Origin of the sequence: Xanthobacter dioxanivorans (assembly GCF_016807805.1) — a bacterium.
In the GTDB taxonomy this organism is placed as follows: domain Bacteria; phylum Pseudomonadota; class Alphaproteobacteria; order Rhizobiales; family Xanthobacteraceae; genus Xanthobacter; species Xanthobacter dioxanivorans.
In genome coordinates this window covers 4252816-4268467 of the sequence record NZ_CP063362.1, presented here as the reverse complement: position 1 = coordinate 4268467, position 15652 = coordinate 4252816, and the positions used below count along the sequence as shown (strand labels likewise).

The 15652-nt window shown below is 68.9% G+C and carries 14 protein-coding genes and 1 pseudogene; 3 read left to right on the top strand and 12 right to left on the bottom strand.

Annotated features, from left to right (window positions below):
- Nucleotides 1-3: 3 nt before the first annotated feature.
- Nucleotides 4-849, top strand: a complete 846-nt coding sequence (gene panC, locus EZH22_RS19880) for a pantoate--beta-alanine ligase (RefSeq protein WP_203192197.1) — start codon at nucleotides 4-6, stop codon at nucleotides 847-849.
- Between the two features lie 27 nt (nucleotides 850-876).
- Here panC and EZH22_RS19875 read toward each other — a convergent pair whose 3' ends face one another.
- The 5 genes from EZH22_RS19875 to EZH22_RS19855 all read right to left on the bottom strand — a co-directional run bounded on the left by EZH22_RS19875 (nucleotide 877) and on the right by EZH22_RS19855 (nucleotide 6126).
- Nucleotides 877-1071, bottom strand: a complete 195-nt coding sequence (locus tag EZH22_RS19875; RefSeq protein ID WP_203192196.1) for a hypothetical protein — start codon at nucleotides 1069-1071, stop codon at nucleotides 877-879.
- A gap of 188 nt (nucleotides 1072-1259) precedes the next feature.
- Nucleotides 1260-1976: an amino acid ABC transporter ATP-binding protein gene (locus EZH22_RS19870; RefSeq protein ID WP_203196645.1), complete on the bottom strand. Its 717-nt coding sequence runs from the start codon at nucleotides 1974-1976 to the stop codon at nucleotides 1260-1262.
- A 297-nt stretch (nucleotides 1977-2273) separates the two neighbouring features.
- Complete coding sequence (locus EZH22_RS19865; protein WP_203192195.1) at nucleotides 2274-3695, bottom strand: amino acid ABC transporter permease; 1422 nt, start codon at nucleotides 3693-3695, stop codon at nucleotides 2274-2276.
- 1 nt (nucleotide 3696) lies between these two features.
- Nucleotides 3697-4992 carry an amino acid ABC transporter permease gene (locus EZH22_RS19860; protein WP_203192194.1) on the bottom strand — a complete coding sequence of 432 codons (1296 nt, stop codon included), beginning with the start codon at nucleotides 4990-4992 and terminating at the stop codon, nucleotides 3697-3699.
- 123 nt (nucleotides 4993-5115) lie between these two features.
- Nucleotides 5116-6126, bottom strand: a complete 1011-nt coding sequence (locus tag EZH22_RS19855; RefSeq protein WP_231711060.1) for an amino acid ABC transporter substrate-binding protein — start codon at nucleotides 6124-6126, stop codon at nucleotides 5116-5118.
- Nucleotides 6127-6309: 183 nt separating this feature from the next.
- On the opposite strand from EZH22_RS19855, the gene metC reads away from it, so the two are divergent.
- Nucleotides 6310-7506 carry a cystathionine beta-lyase gene (gene metC / locus EZH22_RS19850; RefSeq protein WP_203192192.1) on the top strand — a complete coding sequence of 399 codons (1197 nt, stop codon included), beginning with the start codon at nucleotides 6310-6312 and terminating at the stop codon, nucleotides 7504-7506.
- A 31-nt stretch (nucleotides 7507-7537) separates the two neighbouring features.
- Here metC and EZH22_RS19845 read toward each other — a convergent pair whose 3' ends face one another.
- The 6 genes and pseudogenes from EZH22_RS19845 to EZH22_RS19820 all read right to left on the bottom strand — a co-directional run bounded on the left by EZH22_RS19845 (nucleotide 7538) and on the right by EZH22_RS19820 (nucleotide 12920).
- A complete protein-coding gene (locus EZH22_RS19845) occupies nucleotides 7538-7867 on the bottom strand; it encodes a lipid-A-disaccharide synthase N-terminal domain-containing protein (protein WP_203196644.1) in 330 nt (109 codons plus the stop codon).
- Between the two features lie 4 nt (nucleotides 7868-7871).
- Nucleotides 7872-8618: a glycosyltransferase gene (locus EZH22_RS19840; RefSeq protein WP_231711059.1), complete on the bottom strand. Its 747-nt coding sequence runs from the start codon at nucleotides 8616-8618 to the stop codon at nucleotides 7872-7874.
- A complete protein-coding gene (locus tag EZH22_RS19835) occupies nucleotides 8615-9532 on the bottom strand; it encodes a phosphatase PAP2 family protein (protein WP_203192191.1) in 918 nt (305 codons plus the stop codon). The genes EZH22_RS19840 and EZH22_RS19835 overlap by 4 nt, the downstream gene beginning before the upstream one ends.
- Before the next feature lie 53 nt (nucleotides 9533-9585).
- On the bottom strand, nucleotides 9586-11319 hold the full coding sequence (locus EZH22_RS19830; RefSeq protein WP_203192190.1) for an ArnT family glycosyltransferase: 1734 nt from the start codon (nucleotides 11317-11319) through the stop codon (nucleotides 9586-9588).
- Between the two features lie 188 nt (nucleotides 11320-11507).
- Nucleotides 11508-11687: a hemin uptake protein HemP gene (locus EZH22_RS19825; protein WP_231711560.1), complete on the bottom strand. Its 180-nt coding sequence runs from the start codon at nucleotides 11685-11687 to the stop codon at nucleotides 11508-11510.
- Nucleotides 11688-12087: 400 nt separating this feature from the next.
- Nucleotides 12088-12920, bottom strand: a pseudogene (locus EZH22_RS19820) (aldo/keto reductase).
- A gap of 447 nt (nucleotides 12921-13367) precedes the next feature.
- Here EZH22_RS19820 and EZH22_RS19815 point away from each other — a divergent pair.
- Complete coding sequence (locus tag EZH22_RS19815; RefSeq protein WP_231711058.1) at nucleotides 13368-14243, top strand: alpha/beta hydrolase; 876 nt, start codon at nucleotides 13368-13370, stop codon at nucleotides 14241-14243.
- A gap of 190 nt (nucleotides 14244-14433) precedes the next feature.
- Here EZH22_RS19815 and EZH22_RS19810 read toward each other — a convergent pair whose 3' ends face one another.
- Nucleotides 14434-15633 carry an amidohydrolase family protein gene (locus tag EZH22_RS19810; RefSeq protein ID WP_203192189.1) on the bottom strand — a complete coding sequence of 400 codons (1200 nt, stop codon included), beginning with the start codon at nucleotides 15631-15633 and terminating at the stop codon, nucleotides 14434-14436.
- Nucleotides 15634-15652 lie beyond the last annotated feature (19 nt).

Genomic DNA, 15652 nt, shown 5'->3' with positions numbered 1-15652 from the left:
ACGATGGCGACGTTGCCGAAGGTGGTGGGCCGCATCCGTGATCTGCGGGCGGCGGTGGGCGGCTTCAAGGCGGAGGGGGCGCAGGTCGCGCTCGTTCCCACCATGGGGGCCCTTCATGCCGGGCATGTGGCGCTGGCGGAGAAGGCGCGGGAGATCGCCCAGCGCACGGTGGTCTCCATCTTCGTCAATCCCACCCAGTTCGCGCCGCACGAGGATTTCTCACGCTATCCCCGCACGCTGGAGGAAGACCTGTTCAAGCTCGCAGATGTGGGCGTGGATCTGGTCTACGCCCCGACGGCCACCGAGATGTATCCCGCAGGCTTCGCCGCGCGCATCGAGGTGGGTGGCCCCTCGGCGGGGCTCGAAAGCGATTTCCGGCCGCATTTCTTCGGCGGGGTCGCCACCGTGGTGGGCAAGCTCTTCATCCAGTGCGCCCCGCACTTCGCGGTGTTCGGCGAGAAGGACTACCAGCAGCTCAAGGTGGTGACCCGCCTGTCGCGCGATCTCGACCTCGGGGTGGAGGTGGTCGGCCTGCCCACCATCCGCGAGGAGGACGGGCTGGCCCTGTCGTCGCGCAACGCCTATCTCGACGAGGAGCAGCGCCGGATCGCGCCGGTCATCTACACCGCCCTCGCCCGCGCCGCCGACGCGATCCGTTCCGGCGCACCGGCCGATGCGGCGGTGGCCACGGCGCGCGGAATGATCGAGGCGCTCGGCCTGAAGGTGGACTATGTGGCCGCCCGCAACGCCGACACGCTGGCACCCCTGAAGGATCGCGGCGAGCCCGTCCGCCTGCTCGCCGCCGCCTGGCTCGGCGACACCCGTCTCATCGACAACATTCCCGTGTGAGCCTGCGGCGCGGCGGCGCGCCCTCGCTCAGACCGCGCCCACATAGCTCGCCGCAAATCCGACGATGACGAGCAGAACACCCACGGCGAGGATGACCAGCACGCGGCCGGAGGTGACGCCCTGGCGCGCCTTGGAGGATGCCGTTACCGGCGCACCCTGGCTGGTCCGGCCGTCGGGACTGCGGAACTCGCGCTCCTGGCGCGCCTCGTTGGGATCCTGCATGGCGATCTCCTTATCCGGTGGGCTTGCGCTGACCGATAGGAACGCCGCTGACGACGGATGGGTTTCCTCCACCCTTTCGGCGCCGCCCCCCACGGCCCCCTCCGATCCGGCCGGAGGGTGAGAGGTGACGCCGAAGCGATACCAGGCCGATGCCGTGGCAGGCCGAGCCGCCAGTCCCGGCCGGGGCCTCAGTGCAGGATCTGGCTGAGGAACAGCCGGGTGCGCTCGTGCTGCGGGTTGGAGAAGAAGGCGTTGGGCTCGTTCATCTCGATGATCTGGCCCGCATCCATGAAGATCACCCGGTTCGCCACCTGCCGGGCGAAGCCCATCTCGTGGGTCACACACAGCATGGTCATGCCGTCCTGGGCGAGGCTCACCATGGTGTCGAGCACCTCCTTCACCATTTCCGGATCCAGCGCCGAGGTGGGTTCGTCGAACAGCATGATGCGCGGGCGCATGCACAGCGCCCGCGCGATGGCCACGCGCTGCTGCTGACCGCCGGAGAGCTGGCCGGGATATTTGGCGGCCTGGTGCGGGATCTTCACCTTCTCCAGGAAGTGCATCGCCAGGTCCTCGGCCTCCTTCTTCGGCATCTTGCGCACCCACATGGGGGCGAGCGTGCAGTTCTCGAGGATGGTGAGGTGCGGGAACAGGTTGAAGTGCTGGAAGCACATGCCCACCTCGCGGCGGACCTCGTCGATGCGCTTCAGGTCGTCGGTGAGCTCGATGCCGTCGACGATGATGCGGCCCTTCTGGTGCTCCTCCAGCCGGTTGATGCAGCGGATGAGGGTGGACTTGCCCGAGCCCGAAGGCCCGCAGATGACCACGCGCTCGCCACGCCCCACCGTGAGGTGGACGTCGCGCAGCACGTGGAAGTCGCCGTACCACTTGTTCACGCCGATCATCTCGACGGCGACCTTGGGGGCGTCGGCTTCCACCTCGGCAATAACGGGATCAGTACTCACGTCGCGCCCCTTCCTGGAGCCCGATCCGGTCCCATGGCCGCCATGGGACGGGAAAAACGGGCGCCGCCTTTGAGTTTCAGAGACGGATTTGCCGGTGAGGTTGGCCAACCCCGCCGGATCCGGCGAAAACGCGTCAGAGCCGGATCCGATCGGTGAATCCGCCTCTTTCAAAAAACGAGAGGGCAATTCACCGGCCCGAGGGAAACAGAACCCGTTTCCCTCGGGCCGGATCGCGCTCTAGTGCCGCTGTGCCCGGTCGAGGCGCTTCTCCAACGCCATGGAATAGCGGGACATGCCGAAGCAGAAGACGAAATAGACGATGCCGGCGAAGCCGAAGCCGGTGAACAGGGTGGTTGGCGAGGCCCAGTTGGGATCGGTGAAGGCCGCGCGCATGGCGCCGAGAAGGTCGAAGATCGACACGATCAGCACCAGTGTCGTGTCCTTGAACAGGCCGATGAAGTTGTTGACGATGCCGGGGATCACCAGCTTCAGCGCCTGCGGCAGCACCACCAGCCGCATCATGAGGGAGGGCCGAAGGCCCACCGCCATGGCGCCCTCGTACTGGCCCTTCGGGATGGCCTGGAGGCCGCCGCGCACCACCTCCGCCATGTAGGCCGAGGCGAACAGGGCGACGCCCACCAACGCCCGCAGCAGCCCGTCGATGGTGAAGCGGCCGGGCAGGAACAAGGGCAGCATGTAGGTGGCGAAGAACAGCACGGTGATGAGCGGCACGCCGCGCCAGAACTCGATGAAGATGATCGAGGCGGCCTTCACCAGCGGCAGGCTGGAGCGCCGCCCGAGCGCCAGCAGGATGCCGAAGGGCAGCGATACGGTGATGCCGGTGACCGCGATCACCAGGGTGACGAGCAGCCCGCCCCACAGGCGGGTTTCCACCTGCGGCAGGCCGAGGGGCACGTCCACCACGAACAGCACCACGGCGAGCACGGCGAAGACCGTGAGCGTTGTCTTCGCCGCCGAGCGCGCGCCTTCCGCCCCGGAGAGGAAGCGGGAGATGCCATAGGCGATGGCGGTGACAAGCACGGTGGAGGCGACGAAGTCGAGCCAGAATGCGATGCTCAGGCCGCTCTTGGCGGCGGGCGCCGGAAACAGGGCGCCGAAACCGAGATTGCCGAGCAGGAAGCGCTGGAGATCGAGGTCGCCGCCGGTGAGCAGCACGAACGCCGCCACCGGAAACACGCCGAAGAAGGCGATGGCGTTGAGCCGCTTGTAGGGCAGCTTCTGGATCAGCAGCGGCAGCAGCAGGAGGGCGCCGAGCCAGTAGACCACGTTCACCCGCCAGCGCTCCGCGGCGGGATAGAAGCCGTAGATGAGCTGGTCCAGCTTGGCCCAGACGAAGGGCCAGCAGGCCCCCACCGGCCGGCCGAGCTTTTCGGCGAGGCAGGCGTCGCGGCTGGTGCCGGTCCACACCGCGTCCACGATGAAGAACTTTATCAGCGGCGGCACGGTCGCATAGACGAGCCAGATGCCGAAGAGGGTGAGCAGCACCTGCGGCACCGAGCCGACCAGGTGCGCGCGCACCCATCGCACCGGCCCGCGGGTGGAGACGGGGGCCGGCTCCGGCTCCCGCAGGCTGGCGGAGACAAAGGGCTTCACGGGCGCCGAGCGGCCGGGGGGAAGCGAAGCGGTCGTATCCGTCATCTCACCGCTCCACCAGCGCGACGCGCTTGTTATACCAGCCCATGATGGTCGAGGTGACGATCGAGATGGTGAGATAGACCGCCATGGTGACCGCGATGATCTCGATGGCCTGTCCGGTCTGGTTCAGCGTCGAGCCGGCGAACACCGCGAACAGGTCCGGATAGCCCACCGCGACCCCGAGCGAGGAGTTCTTGGTCAGGTTCAGATATTGGCTGGTGAGCGGCGGCACGATCACCCGCATGGCCTGCGGAATGACGACGAGGCGCAGCGTCGGGCCGGTGCGAAGGCCGAGGGAATGGGCCGCCTCGGTCTGTCCCTTGGACACCGCCATGATGCCGGAGCGCACGATCTCGGCGATGAAGCCACCGGTATAGATGGAGAGCGCCAGCAGCAGCGACACGAATTCGGGGATGACGCGCAGCCCGCCCACGAAGTTGAAGCCGCGCAGCTCCGGCTTCTCGACGGTCACCGGAAAGCCGGCGGCGGCCGAGGCGGCGAGCGGCAGCAGGATGACCAGCGCCAGGCCGGTCCAGAACACCGGGAAGGGTTTTCCCGTCGCCTCGCGCCGCTTCTTGGCCCACAGGCCGATGGCGATGCTCGCCACCACCGCCACGATCAGGGCGTAGAGGATCGCCATCGACCCGTCCTCGAAGATGGGCCGGGGGACGACGAGGCCGCGATTGTTCACGAACACCGAGGGGGCCGCCAGGCTCGCGGCGAAGGCGGAGAGCGGACCGCCGAGAAAGCCGAGCCCGATGCCGGACAGGCCCGAGCCGATGGCGCCGAGCACGGGCTGGATGCCGAAGCCCCAGCTCTGCCGCGGCCCCGGCAGGGTCGACAGCACCGCCAGGTACCAGAACAGGATCTGGAACAAAGGCGGCAGGTTGCGGGTGATCTCCACGTAGGCGGAGGCCAGCGCCTTGATCACCACGTTCTTGGAAAGGCGCGCCACCCCCATGAGGAAGCCGATGATGGTGGCCAGCACGATGCCGAGGAAGGCCACCAGCAGTGTGTTGAGCAGGCCCACCATGAAGGCGCGGCCATAGCTCATGTTCTCATTGTAGGGAATCAGCGTCTGGCTGATGGCGAAGCCGGCGCGGTTGTCGAGGAAGCCGAAGCCGGAGGCGATGCCGAGCCGGGTGAGGTTGGACTGGGCATTGGCGTAGAAGGCCCAGGCCAGCCAGATGAGGATGAGCGCCAGAACGATCTGGATCACCGAGGAACGCAGCTTGGGATCCGTCCACGACCACCTCCGGCTGGGGGCCGGCGGTGGTCCGGAAAGGCGAGCATCCGACATGGTACCCCCGAAGCAAGGAAGGGGAGCCTTTGGCCCCTGTTTTTGTCGGGACGGGCGCCGGTCGGCGTCCGTCCCTCGCATGCGATAAGGAAATCAGGTGCTCACGATGCGCGCGTCGCGCCCTCAGCGGACCGGGGGGGCGTACTGGATGCCGCCCTTGGTCCACAGGTTGTTCAGCCCGCGCTCGATGGCGAGCGGCGTGGCCGGGCCGACATTGCGGTCATAGATCTCGCCGTAATTGCCGGTGGCCTTGACGATGCGCACCACCCAGTCGGGGGTGAGGCCGATGCCCTCGCCATACTTGCCGTCGGTGCCGAGCAGGCGCTTGATGTCGGGGTTCTGGGAGTTGACCTGCTCGTCGACGTTCTTCTGCGTGATGCCGAGCTCCTCGGCGTTCAGCAGGGCGAAATAGGTCCACTTCACGAGATCGAACCACTGGTCGTCGCCGTGGCGCACCAGCGGGCCGAGGGGCTCCTTGGAGATGGTCTCCGGCAACAGCACGTGGTCCGCCGGATTGGTGAGCTTGAGGCGCACCGACGCGAGCTGCGAGCGGTCGGAGGTGAACACGTCGCAGCGGCCGGATTCGTAGGCCTTGACCGTCTCGTCGATGGTCGCGAACGCGATCACTTCGCGGTATTTCATGTTGTTGGCGCGGAAATAGTCGCCGACATTCAGCTCGTTGGAGGTGCCCTGCTGCACGCAGATGGACGCCTCCTGCAGCTCCTTGGCCGACTTCAGGCCCACGGTCTTGCGGATCAGGAAGCCCTGGCCGTCATAATACATGACGCCGGCGAAGTTGAAGCCGAGGGTGGTGTCGCGGGACATGGTCCAGGTGGTGTTGCGCGACAGCACGTCGATGGCGCCGGAAGTGAGCGCCGTGAAGCGGTCCTTGGCCGAGAGGGGCGTGAACTTCACTTTCGTGGGATCGTTGAAGATCGCTGCCGCGATGGCGCGGCAGAAGTCCACGTCGAGGCCGCTCCATTCGTTCTTGTCGTTCGGATTGGAGAATCCGGGGAGCCCCTGGGTCACGCCACAAGTCAGAGCGCCTCTCGCCTTCACGTCGTCGAGGGTCGCTGCATTGACGGCGCCAGCCAGCGACAGGAGCCCTGCTGCTGCGAAGAGGATGCGTTTCACGGAAGGTTCCTTCTTTGGGATGACGCCCCTGCGGACCGGCCCCGCGCCGATCGCGCTGCTGTGCAGCATGTCACGGCTCGACGGGAGGGTCCAAGACGTCTATCCCGCCCATCTCAAACCCTCGGCGCGGAGCGGTCAATAGTACCGGACGGCCGCGCGATACCATTGGGACAGGAGACTGCGATGGCTGGCGGTTCCGAAACGAAGGCTGGGGCGAACGCGGAGCTTCAGACTGCGACTAAAGTCGTACATGCCGGCCGCGACCCGCAGCGCTTCGACGGGTTCGTGAATACCCCGGTGGTGCGCGGCTCCACGGTGCTTTCCGCGACATATGACGACCTCGTCCACCATCGCGGCCGCTACAGCTACGGGCGGCGCGGCAATCCCACCACCGAAAGCTTCGAGGCGGCGCTGAAGGCCCTCGAGGGCGGCGACGGCGTCGCCCTCACCCCTTCGGGGCTGTCCGCCGTTTCCCTCTCCCTGCTGTCTGTGCTCGACGCCGGCGACCACCTGCTCATGGTGGACACGGCCTACCGCCCCACCCGCACCTTCTGCGACCAGGTGCTGAAGCGGCTCGGCATCGAGACCAGCTATTACGATCCCCTCGCCGGCGCCGACATCGAGGCGTTCATCCGCGGCAACACCCGCGCCATCTTCCTCGAATCGCCCGGCTCGCAGAGCTTCGAGATGCAGGATGTGCCGGCCATCGCCGCGGTGGCGCGGGCGCGCGGCATCACCACCCTCATCGACAACACCTGGGCGACGCCGCTCTACTTCAAGCCGCATGCGGCGGGCGTGGACATCTCCATCCAGGCCGGCACGAAATATATCGGCGGCCACGCGGATCTGAACCTCGGCACCATCTCGGCGGTCGGGGCGGCCTGGAAGAAGGTGAGCGCCACCCATGGCACCATGGGCATCACCATCAGCCCGGACGATGCCGCCCTTGGGGCGCGCGGCCTGCGCACGCTGGCGGTGCGGCTCGATCGGCACTGGCGCTCGGGCCTCGAAGTGGCCGAATGGCTGGCCGCCCGGCCCGAGGTCTCCCGCGTGCTGCACCCGGCGCTCCCCACCGATCCGGGCCATGCCATCTGGAAGCGCGACTTCGCCGGCGCGACCGGGCTGTTCAGCTTCATCCTGAAGGATGTGCCGGACCGCGCCGTGGCCGCCTTCTTCGATGCCCTCACCCTGTTCGGCATGGGCTATTCGTGGGGCGGCTACGAGAGCCTCGCCATTCCCTTCAACTGCGCCGACTACCGCACCGCGACGCCGTGGGACGTGGAAGGCCCGGCCGTGCGCCTGCACATCGGCCTCGAAGACGTCGCCGACCTCAAGGCAGACCTCGACCAGGCCTTCGCCAGGATGCACGCGGCGCAGTGAGGGGGGCGCCCCCTCCCCGCAGGCCGTTCCCTCAGGTCACGGCACGGTTCGCCCGGCGCTCGCGCAGGGCGAACTGCAGGTTGCGGATGTAGATGAAGGTGGACAGCGCCTGGCCGGCGATGAAGACCGGGTCGCGCCGATAGAGCGCGTAGATCAGCAGCAACGTGCCGCCGCCCAGGGAGAAGGTCCAGAAGGCGAACGGAATCACCGAGCGCTGCGCCTTCTCGCTGGCGATCCACTGCACCACGAAGCGCATGGTGAACATGATCTGGGCCACGAAGCCCAGAACCACCCACCAATCGAGCTGCGCCACGAACACGTCGTGCAGGTAGTCGCCGACCTGATGTACAAGCTCGACCAGCATCTCAATTCCGCTCCACCACGTTCGGCACCCGCCGCCGCCGGATCAGCCACCACACGCCGAACAGATCGGCGATGCCGACCCACAGCCGGTTCCAGAAGCCGTATTTGGAGACACCGTGCCAGCGCTCCCGGTCCACCACCTGCACGGTGCGGATCTCGTAGCCCTCGCGCTTCACCAGCGCCGACATGAAGCGGTGCAGACCATCGAACATGGGCAGGCGCAAGTGCACCTCGCGTCGCACCACCTTGAGGCCGCAGCCGGTATCCCTGGTGCCGTCATTGAGCAGGCCGCCGCGGACGCGGTTGGCGAGGCGCGACTGGAAGCGCTTGAAGCGCGTGTCCTTGCGGCCCTGCCGCTCGCCCTGGACGAGGCCGACGACCGGACCGCCCGCATCCATCACCCGGATCATCTCGGGCAGGTAGGCGGGGTTGTTCTGGCCGTCGCCATCGAGCAGCAGCAGCAGGTCGCCCCGCGCCGCGCGCGCGCCGGTGTCGACGCCGGCGGACTTCCCGCAGGACTTTTCGTGCACCAGGATGCGCAGATAGGGCCGCGTGCGGCCTGCCTCGCGCAGGTTGGCGAGGGTGGCGTCGGTGGAGCCGTCGTCCACGAAGATGAGCTCGAACGGCTCGAACGCGAGCGCCGCGTCGAGCTCGGCGATGAGCGGGATGACGTTCTCCGCCTCGTCTTTCACGGCAATCACCACCGACAGCCGGGGGGCTGCGGTCGCGTGGACTTCGGAAATGGTCAAGGTCTCGCCTCTTCAACAGGGACGGCGGGGCGGGTTGCGGCGTTTGCTGCGCCGTTGGGCACGAGGCAGCCGAGCCTGCGGGCGGAAGGCCCGGCCATGGGCGCAACACGACCCTCGGGGTCGACGGTGAACACCACGCGGCGCGCGGCGAACGCCTTCACCACCAGCAGCGCGCACGCACTGCCGATGGCCGCACCGGCGATCACGTCGCTCGGATAATGGGAGCCGAGCACGATGCGCGTCGCCACCACCGGCACGGCCAGCGCCAGGAGCACCCCGCGCGCCCGGGGAAACAGCGCCGCGAACGCGACGGCGGCGGCCAGCGCGGTGGTGGAATGGCCCGACGGGAAGGAGGCGAAGCTCGACTTCCACACCAGCCAGTCGAAGGTGAGCTGGGGATTGGGTCCCGGCAAGTGGAATGCCGCGTGCGGCCGCGCGCGGCCGAGCAGGTGCTTCACCACCGCCACCGCGAGGCCCACGGGGGCGATGGCGAGAAACAGGAAGCCGAGGCGCGCCAGCACGCTCGCGGCCACGCGCCGGCCCATGGCGTCGAGGCCGGGCATGAGCGCCAGCACATAGACGATGGCGATGCCCAGCGGCCATAGCACGGTGCCGCTGAAGCCGAGGTCGGTGAGGCGCTCCGACAGGATCACCAGCCAGACCGGCAGCTTCGGTCGCAGGCCCGTCACCAGCGGATCGAGCAGAATCATGGAGGCGGCCACCAGCCCCGCCACCAGCGCCACGAGCGCCAGCCCTTCCATGGAGCCGGAGAGGCCGATGCGGGGCGCGGGCGCACGCCGGGGCCGCCGCCACAGATAGGCCAGCGCCTGCCACAGGCCGGGGAGAATACCGGCGAAAGCCGTGCCGATCTTCCGCCAGTCGTCCCGGGGCGGCGTCTCCCCCCGGGGTCTCATGCCCTGGTGACGCGGTCCCTCCCCGGTGCCCGCGTCCCCGGTCGCCGGCGCGCTCACTGGGCCGCCTCGTCGGAGCGGAACACGGTGATCGCCACCGGCCGCCCGCCGTTATAGGCGAAGCCCGAAATGGTGGCGACGGCGTGGTACTTCAGCTCCAGGGTCGCCGCGTGCTTCTCGAACGACGGGGTGAAGCGGTCGTCGATGAAGGCGAGCGCGCAGCCCCCCTTCTTCAGCAGCGCCGCCGCCTCGTTGGGCAGGCCGTAATTGATCTTGGTACCCACCAGGAAGACGAGGCTCGGCTCCTGGTAGGGGAAGGAGGCGACGTTCTCCGCCGGGCAGCCCTGCTCCCGCACCACGGCGGCGAGGCGCTCGGAGATCCACAGGGCGCGCATCTGCGGCAGCATGGCCTGGTAGACCGCCACGTACAGCACCAGCGCACCACACACCGCCGTGAGGAACGCGCCCTCCGCGCCGCCCTTGGGGAAGGCGAGCGCGGCCATCCACAGCAGCACGATGGCGAGGAGCAGCAGCGGCCAGGCGGCGAGGCCGAAGCCGCTGCCCAGCCAGAAGAAGCCGAAGCCGAGCCCCAGCGACACGATGATGGCGAACACCGGCCAGAATCGGGCCAGCGCCGCCAGCCGGCTGCCCGGCCTGGCCAGGGCGCCCCGCTCCAGGGCCATGACGGCGAGGATGGCGAGTGCCGGATAGAGCGGCAGCACGTAGTGGGGCAGCTTGGTGGCGGCGACCTCGAAGGCGATCCAGCTCGGTACCACCCAGCACAGGAGGAAGCGCACCTTCTCGTCGCGCCGTGCGCGCCAGGCGAAGGGCACGGCCATGGCGACCAGCACGACGGCCGGCCAGAACGTGCCCCAGGCGGCGAGGAAATAGGTGCCGGGCGGGCCCCAGTGCCCCTCCTGCCCTTCCGTCACCTTGCCCAGCATGTCGACGCCCACCGCGTGCTGGTAGAAGGCGCCGCCGGTGACGTAATAGATCGCCACGAACCACGGCAGCACCAGAAGCAGGCACCACGCCAGCCCGGCCAAAGGCTTGAGCGGCTTCAGGAACGCCCCCGAGCGCTCGACGATGGCCAGCGCCGCCACGGTGAGGCCCACGAACAGCGGCGCCATGGGCCCCTTGACCAGGATGCCGGCGGCGAGCGCGGTCCAGAAGATGGCGGCGAGCTTCAGGTCCCCCTTCCGCCCGGCGGCCGGCAGCGCATAGGCCCGCGCCAGGGCGCCGAAGGACGCCATGATGGTGAACAGCAGGACCGCATCGGTCTTGGCGAGGCGCGCCTCCACCCCCAGCAGCACGCAGCTCGCCATCATGAGGCCGGCGAGGAGCGCGCCCCGACGCGAGACGAAGACGAGCGCCGTCCAGTAGGTCAGCAGCACGGCACCGATGGCGGCGAACAGGGAGGGCAGGCGGTAGAGCCAGATGGAGCCGCGCGCCGAGGGGCCGATCACCGCCTCGCCGGCCTTCACCGTCGCGGCCTGGAGCCAGTAGATGCCGATGGGCTTCTTGTGGCGGGCCTGGGTGTGGAAGCGGATGTCCACGAAGTTCCCGCTCTCCAGCATCTGCTTCGTGGCCTGGGCGAAGCGGGCCTCATCGCGGTCGATGGGAGAGAGCTGGAAGAAGCCGGGCAGGAAGGCGAGGAGCGACACCGCCACCAGAAGGAGGCTGGCGCGGCCGTGACGCGCCGACGCCCCGTCGAGGATGCGCACGAAGCGTCGCGGAAGGTCGAGGACGAACGCCCGCCGCTGGCCGGACGCAGGCTCGGAGATGGCCATGCTTCTGTTTGGATCCGCTCGAATTGGGCGCGGACAATAGCAGAAACGCCCGTGCCGGAAAGGCCCGGACGAGGGGTGCGACAAGCGCCCTCCGGCCGGCGCGGACCTGATGCAGACGAAACGCGGCGAAGGCATGGCACGCCGCAACTCTCCGGGGGATCGTCCGCCCGGCCGTTCCCGGCGGGTCCCTACTTGGTGAGGATCAGCTTGTTCTGCGAGGTGAGGCGCAACTGGTAGGTGTGCTCACCGTGCGCGATGGTGATGAGGCGCCCGGCGGCAAACAGGTCGCGGCTGTCGAGCTGCGCATCCACCATGGGAATGGCGCGCCGGGGCCCGCAGCCCGCCTCGCCGCGCCAGTGCCCTCCCATGTCCGTGCCGTCGTGCTCCAGCCCGCCATGCTCCTGCCCGCCATGCTCCCGGCCGTCGTGCCGGGCATGAACCCGATGTTCAAATTCAGACATTTTGAACCGCTCCAGATTTGGAAGCACCCTCGTCGCAACCCGGACAGTTGCCGGCCACTTTAGAAGTATTCAATACTAGAGTACCACATGCTTATCCTTGAGTAATACATTGTCGCCGGCTGATCAAGCCGCTTGCACCCATGTGGATACAGATGCGCGACAGCGAGCCCCGCGTCTCAAGCCTAGGCGTGGGGAGGGCACGTCCCGTCGTCGCCGCCGGCACTACGGGCGGGCCCGCGCGCGAGCCGGCTTTGCCGGGCGGCGGGGACGCGCGGGCCCGGCTTGCGCGACGTCGCTCGAAGCGGCGTCAGAGCATTTCGAGGGAGGTCTTGCGGCGCGGCGCCGGGAAGGCGCGATCGATGGCTGCGAGGTCCTCGGCATCCAGCACGAGGGCCCGGGCGCCGGCGTTCATCTCCACATGGGCGATGCGACTCGCCTTCGGGATGGCGATCACGTCGCCGCGCCGCATCACCCAGGCCAGCGCCACCTGGAACGGATCGACCCCGTGCTTTTTCGCCACCGCCCCCAGCGCGCCGCCCCGCGGCAGGCGCGCCTGCTCGATGGGGCTGTAGGCCATGACCGGGATCCGCGCGGCCGCGAGCTGCGGGAAGAGGTCGAACTCCGGCCCCCGCCGGCTCGGATTGTACAGCACCTGGTTGGCGGCGCAGGCCTCTCCGCCGGGGGTGGCGAGAAGCTCGTCCATGTCGGCGGCGTCGAGGTTGCTCACCCCCACATGCGGATCTTGCCCGCGGCCTGGAGCGCCTCGAAGCCGGCGATGGTGTCGGCGAAAGGGTGGTTGCCGCGCCAGTGCAGCAGATAAAGGTCGATGACCTCCGTCTTCAGCCGCCGCAGGCTGCGCTCGCAGGCGGAGATGACGCCCGAGCGGCTGCCGTTGTGCGGATAGACCTTGCTGACGAGGAACACTTCCCCGCGCCGCCCGGCCATGGCCTCGGCCACCACCTCCTCCGCCCCGCCGTCGGCATACATTTCCGCCGTGTCGATCAGGGTCAGGCCGAGGTCGAGCCCGGCACGCAGAGCCACCACCTCCCCGGCCCGCGCCGCCGCGCGTTCCCCCATGTACCAGGTCCCCTGGCCGAGGGCCGGCACCGTCTCGCCGTTGGGGAATGTGACCGTCCGCATCTTCCGCCCCGCCTCGTTCGGCTGCGACCTTAGCCCAGCCCTCAGGAAGGTCCAGAGGCCGGCGCGGCCGACCCGTTTGCATCCGCGCGTCCATACTCTACAAGAACAAAAACGGCGGGCGCGCGCTGCGACGGTGCCCGGTTACGGTATGCCGGGAGACGACGGAGTGACGGAGGCGGGCACGGCAAACCGGCGGAAGGCAGTCAGGATCCGGCTTCTCGCGCCCCTGTTTCTGCTGGCCCTTGGCGCCTGCGCCAATCCGGAAGGCGTGCTGGTGCCGCTGAACCCCGGCACGCCGGCGGGCGACCGGGTGGACATGCTGGTGGCCACCACCCGCGCGCCCTCGCCGGCGGAGGGCGTGGTGTTCACCGGCGAGCGGGGCGATGGCCTCGCCTTTACCAATATCGTCGTCTCCATCCCGCCGGATCGGGCGGTCGGCTCCATCCAGTGGCCGCGGCAGGTGCCCGCGGATCCCGCGCGGGACTTCGCGGTGACGCGGGTGGCCCCCTCGCCCGCAGCCAGGTGCTGCCCTGGTTCCAGGGCCAGCCGCGCGCCAAGCGCCGGGTGCTGGTGTTCGTTCACGGCTTCAACACGCGCTTCGATGCCTCGGTGTTCCGCTTCGCCCAGTTCGTGCACGACACCGGCACCGACTACGTGCCGGTGCTGTTCTCCTGGCCGTCGCGCGGGCGGGTGGGCGACTATATCTATGACCGCGAGAGCACCAATTTCTCCCGCTCCGACCTGGCCTATGTCCTCGCCACCGCGGCGAAGAGCCCGCACGTGGACGAGGTGGTGGTGCTGGCCCACTCCATGGGCGCGTGGCTGGCGGTGGAGGCGCTGCGCCAGCTCACTCTGGCGCAGGGGCGGGTGCCGGCGAAAATCTCCAACGTCATCCTCGCCTCGCCGGACCTCGACATCGACGTGTTCGAGCGGCAGGTGCGCGAGTTGGGGCCGAAGCGGCCGCATCTGACCATCTTCGTCTCGCGCAACGACCAGGCCCTGGGCCTGTCGCGCTTCCTCGCCGGCCAGGTGACGCGCGTGGGGTCCGTGGACCTGACCGATCCGGCCTATGCCGCCCGGCTGGAGCAGGCGACGGGGATCACCGTGCTCGACCTCACCGCCCTGCAGGGGGGAGACGCGCTGAACCACAGCAAGTTCGCCACCCAGCCGGACATGGTGCGCCTCCTCGGCGACCGGCTGATGGCCGGCCAGACCATCGCCGACGACGCGAGCCCCGGCGCCACCGCCGTCCAGGCCCTGGGCGGCGCCGTCGGCACCGTGGTCACCGCGCCGATCCAGGTGTTCGCGGCCGGGCGGAACTGAGCGCTCCGATCAACGGACAGGATCGCGAACAGCGCCCCACGCGTCGGCGCAGAGAAGCCCGGCCTCAACCCGTGCGCAGACAGAACCCTTCCCTTCGGCCTTGAAAACTTCGGCACCTTCAAGGCCTTCGCATCAGAAACGGCGCCGGCGCGCCGCTGGCCAGGATCCCCTGCCCCGGAAGCAAGGCGGCTCAGGGGCGCGCCTTGACGATCTCGGGCACGACCTCCGCCGGAGGTGTGTTGCGGCTCCTGCCGCAGCGCACGATGCCATCGATCACCACCATGCCCACCCCCGGCAGGTCGCCGGCGGAGATGCTGGAGAGCAGGTCCTTGCCGGAGCTGCACTGCGCCCGCGCCAGGAAGACGAGGTCCGCCGCGCGGCCGGCTTCGAGGCGGCCGCCGTCCAGGCGCTGGATGCGGGCGGTGTTGCCGGTGGCAAAGCAGATGGCCGCTTCCGGCGGGATGTCGGCGAGCCCGCAAAGGAGGCTCATCACCCGGAGGATGCCGAGCGGCTGCACGCCGGAGCCGGCGGGGGAATCGGTGCCGAGGATCACCCGGTCGAGGCAGCCCAGCTCGGCGGCGGTGCGGGCGGCGAACACCGCCATCTTCTCGTTGCCGTTGTGGACGATCTCGATGGCCCGGGGGGAACGCTCGATCAGCTCGCGGATCTCATCCGGCGGCAAGGCGGTGTGGCCGCCGTTGATGTGGCCGATCACGTCCGCATCGGAGGCGAGCACCACGTTCTTGTCGATCATGCCCGAGCCGGGGATGGACGGCCCGCCGGTGTGGATGATGGTGCGCATGCCGTATTTGCGCGCCCATGCCACCGCCTGGCGCGCCTCGTCCGCCTCCTTCACCGTGCCGAGGCCGATCTCGGCGATGCGGTCCACGCCGATGGCGGCGAGCTCGGCGAAGTCGGCCTCGCTCATGCCGCGCTCCACCACCACCGCGCCGGCATGGACCTTCATGCCGGAAGGATGGAAGGTGCTGAAGGCGCGTTGGGCGGTGATGGCCAGCGCCTTGGCGCCGATCACGTCCCGCGGGCGCCCGGGCAGGTGCACCTCGCCCACGGAGACCAGCGTGGTCACGCCGCCATGGACCATGGAATCGATCCAGCCGATCTGGTTCTGCCGTGGCGTCCAGTCGCCGAACACCGGGTGCGAATGGCTGTCGATGAGGCCCGGCGCCACCGCCGCGCCGTGGGCGTCGATCACCGTATCGGCGCCTTCGGTGTCGCAATCAGCGAAGGCGCCGACGGCGGTGATCCGTCCGCCCTCGCACACCAGCGTATCCGCCGCGAGGATGGGGTTGGCGAGGTCGCCCGAAAGGGCAAGCCCGATGTTGCGGACGACAAGCTTGCCGGCCGAAGGTGCGGCCTGGTCATGGGCCATGGTTGGCTCCCTGTTCGCT